At 43.3% G+C, this 3,588-nt stretch carries 5 protein-coding genes; 1 reads left to right on the forward strand and 4 read right to left on the reverse strand.

Annotated features, from left to right (window positions below):
* Both A3766_RS16180 and A3766_RS16185 read right to left on the reverse strand, forming a co-directional pair.
* Positions 1-638, reverse strand: a 638-nt coding sequence (locus A3766_RS16180; RefSeq protein WP_156508929.1) for an AAA family ATPase, incomplete at its 3' end; no start/stop codon positions are given.
* 33 nt (positions 639-671) lie between these two features.
* The gene (locus A3766_RS16185) at positions 672-1,469 is read right to left on the reverse strand and encodes a sulfite exporter TauE/SafE family protein (protein ID WP_068510263.1); all 798 of its coding nucleotides are present in this window, start codon (positions 1,467-1,469) and stop codon (positions 672-674) included.
* Positions 1,470-1,710: 241 nt separating this feature from the next.
* On the opposite strand from A3766_RS16185, the gene cysB reads away from it, so the two are divergent.
* Positions 1,711-2,688 carry an HTH-type transcriptional regulator CysB gene (cysB, locus tag A3766_RS16190; RefSeq protein ID WP_068510261.1) on the forward strand — a complete coding sequence of 326 codons (978 nt, stop codon included), beginning with the start codon at positions 1,711-1,713 and terminating at the stop codon, positions 2,686-2,688.
* 26 nt (positions 2,689-2,714) lie between these two features.
* Here the strand turns inward: cysB and syd are convergent, their stop codons facing one another.
* Positions 2,715-3,269, reverse strand: coding sequence for a SecY-interacting protein (gene syd / locus A3766_RS16195; protein WP_068554184.1), 555 nt, complete (start codon positions 3,267-3,269; stop codon positions 2,715-2,717).
* Between the two features lie 16 nt (positions 3,270-3,285).
* On the reverse strand, positions 3,286-3,588 hold a 303-nt coding region (locus A3766_RS16200), incomplete at its 5' end, for a hotdog domain-containing protein (RefSeq protein WP_304440970.1).

Consider the following 3,588-nt stretch of genomic DNA (forward strand, 5'->3'; position numbering starts at 1 on the left):
TCACTTAACGATAGATTCATATAATCAAGAAGAAAAGCTTTAGATTCTTCAATAGAGAAGGCCAAGTCTGATGATTGTATTTGGTCTACCCAGTTTTTTACACTCCAACGAGAGATCGGAAGCGAAGGTTCGAACCTGCATGTGATGATAATTTGAACAGAAGGTGGCAGAAAATCGACAAAGTAGGCGAACTGGTTCAGGCATTCCTTACTATCAATGTTATGAAAGTCATCTAAGACAATATCAAGGTGCTCATTATGGCTAGCCCATTCATTCAACTCATTAATTATCGAAGTGACAGCGCCCTCAATGTGAGCTGAATCGTCCCGAAGCAGTGTCTGTGCTTCTTCTCCGAATTCAGAAATAGAGCTTTGAAGCGCTCCAAGAAAATAACGCCAAAATCTCAGTGCCTGATTGTCGTTCTGATCAAGTGATAGCCAGCAGTGTTTTGATTTACTGTGATGTAGCCACTGCGAAACAAGGGTTGTCTTACCATAGCCTGCAGGTGCAGAAACCAACACCAGCTTTCTGCCACTCCGAAGCTCAAGCCGCTCTAGTAGGTGCTTTCTTAAAATACTGCTTGGGTTATATGGCGGTGATAAGAACTTTGTTTTAAGTAGATTAAATGTTGGCGACATAGCTTCAACTGTATTTGTGTTGTGCGTTATTGGCTAAAAGATCGCGTATTTTACCCCAATAATCAATAGGATGCTGGCTAATATTGGCTGCAATATTTCACTTGGTAGTTTTTTGCTCAATTTTGAACCAAAGTGAATGGCAGGAATAGACCCAACTAGCAGGGAGATTAAAAGAACGAAATCCACATTACCAAGCTGCATATGTCCCAACCCGGCTATGAGCGTAAGCGGTACCGCGTGGGCAATATCAGTTCCGATGATAGTAACGGGGTTTAAGCGTGGATAAAGCATCATCAAAACTGCTGCACCAAATGCGCCAGCCCCAACAGACGTTAGGGTTACACAAATACCGAGAATAAACCCTGCAAATACAGTTAATAAGCCTTGGTATTTTTTAAGCTTATGACGCTCATTACTGCTTAGATTAAATGAACGGGTAAGGCGAGGTTTTATAAGAATTACCAGGGCGGTCATTATTAACATACAGCCAAGCACAGTTAATAAGATGTGTTGATAGCTGGACGGATCACCAAAGTGGTTCTTCAGCATGTAGACTGTAACAAGTGAAGCCGGGATACTGCCTAAGCCTAATCTAAATACTATCTGCCAGTTAACAGTAGACTGTTTCGCATGCGAAATTACACCGCTCGCCTTTGTTGCGGCGGCATAAATTAGATCCGTTCCAATGGCGATATGAGTCGGGAAACCGAAGAGTATAAGAAGCGGCGTCATTAAGGACCCGCCACCGACACCCGTCACCCCAACCGCAAAACCAACACCGGCTCCGGCAAGCACGTACGTAATAAAATCACCTAAAGCAAGAAATTCCATGATTATGGTCTAATATAGATAGGGAAATACAAGGCTTAGTTAATCAAATGGCCGTTTTTGAGGCCTTGCTGTTGATAACACTTCGAGCCAAATTGAACTTAGACAGCACATTAAACAAAGCTGTGCGCACCAATTTGATGCTATTTCTCATACTATAGCTAAGTTTTTTTATTTCCAATAAGAATATTTAGCTATAGCTTTATATCATTTTGGTGTAACCCGATCCTGTCTGGAGATAATAATGAAATTACAACAACTCCGTTATATATGGGAAGTCGCTCATCACGACTTAAATGTTTCTGCAACTGCACAAAGCTTATACACCTCTCAGCCCGGTATAAGTAAGCAGATTCGTTTGCTAGAAGACGAGCTGGGGGTAGAGATTTTCTCTCGTAGTGGTAAGCACCTAACACGGATAACACCCGCAGGCGAAGCGATACTGAAAGTTGTTGGCGATGTGCTTGGAGAAGTCGAAAGTATTAAAAAAATTGCTCAGGAGTTTAATAATGAGCACAAAGGTGACTTGTCGATTGCTACTACACATACACAGGCGCGCTATGTCCTGCCGACGGTAATTAGTCGATTTATGAATAGCTTTCCCGATGTTTCATTGCATATGCACCAGGGAACACCTGCTCAAATTTCCGAACTTGCCTCAGATGGCACCGTGGATTTCGCAATTGCGACTGAGGCGCTCGAGCATCATCCAGACTTAATCATGATGCCTTGCTATTCTTGGAATAGAATCGTTATCGTGCCTAACAATCACCCGCTTGCTTCAGATAGTGATATAACATTAGCCAAGCTAGCTGAATTCCCGATTGTCACCTATGTGAAAGGGTTTACCGGGAGGTCCAAGCTTGATGCTGCCTTTTCAGAGGCTGGATTATCTCCAAATATTGTCTTTACTGCGTCCGATGCCGATGTCATAAAAACTTATGTGAAACTCGGTTTGGGTATCGGGATCGTAGCATCCATGGCTTACGACACTCAAAAAGATGTCGGCTTGACTGCGATTGATACCGACCGACTGTTTGAGGCAAGTGTTACCAATATCGGATTCAGGAAGGGGACCTTTATGCGCGGCTTTATGTATGAGTTCCTACAACAGTTTGCACCTCATCTTACTCAGAAGGTTGTCGAGGAAGCATGCTACCGCCATATGCATCGTCAGGACGTTCAAGAAATGTTTGAAAATGTTAAGCTCCCGCGCTACTAAGAAGCATGGCTTAACATGAAGGCGCCTTAGTTGTACTCGAGTGCTGTAGGGTTGAGGGCTAGCAAGAAACTTTCAAGGTTGTCAGCCAACTCTTTATAATCTTTTCGACCTGGGCGCTCTAAAATGACTTTCCCGCTATGATTTTCAATACTTACAACTTCATTGCTGTCGGTGCAGCCGATAAATAGCGTTAAGCTCTGTTTGTTCTTAAGCTTCGCGAAACAGTGTCCGAGTATATTTTCTTTTAGACGCTCCTGATCTTCTTCGTTCCACGTTTGTATTAACGCAAAATCAACTAAAGGGTGCTCTACACGCATTCCGTTCGCCCAGTAGCTTTCGAAGAAGGCGTGGAAATCGGGATGGAATTTGGTCTCGAGCGCATCTTCAAGGCTTGCAAAGATATTCCCTGATCTCTTTTCCTTATGGCGCCAGTAATGACAGTCTTTGACGATACTAACTGCGCAAGGCGAGGGCCAGATCGGGTCGCATTGAAAAGAGGGTAAGCCGAGTTCATTAGCATTATGAAAAAGATTTTCGTAACGGGTTAGTATTGAATCGAGCGCTAAAAAAATCTTATCCATTATAATTTAATAAAGCCTAGTTCTTGATGTGTACTCGTGGGAGTGATTGTTGGTCTACAGATATCTTATCAATTGGGGCGATTACAGTCGACTCACCATTTACCACGACTTCACCATCTTGATTACTAACGTCACACTGAAACAACACTCTATGGTTTTCGAGCTTTTGGAGTACAGTGAGCTTTACCGTCAGCGTGTCTCCCAGCTCTACTTTTCGCTTAAAGCTTAGGTTTTGGTCCAGGTAGATACTTCCAGGCCCAGGAATGACTTTGTCGAAAGCGGTTGAGATAAGTGAGCTAGCCCACATGCCATAGCCGAC

This window comes from Oleiphilus sp. HI0132 (genome assembly GCF_001635845.1).

Coding starts and splice junctions, on each gene's coding strand:
- cysB (WP_068510261.1), top strand. CDS start 1,711: ATGAAATTACAACAACTCCGTTATATATGGGAAGTCGCTCATCACGAC.
- syd (WP_068554184.1), bottom strand. CDS start 3,269: ATGGATAAGATTTTTTTAGCGCTCGATTCAATACTAACCCGTTACGAA.
- A3766_RS16185 (WP_068510263.1), bottom strand. CDS start 1,469: ATGGAATTTCTTGCTTTAGGTGATTTTATTACGTACGTGCTTGCCGGA.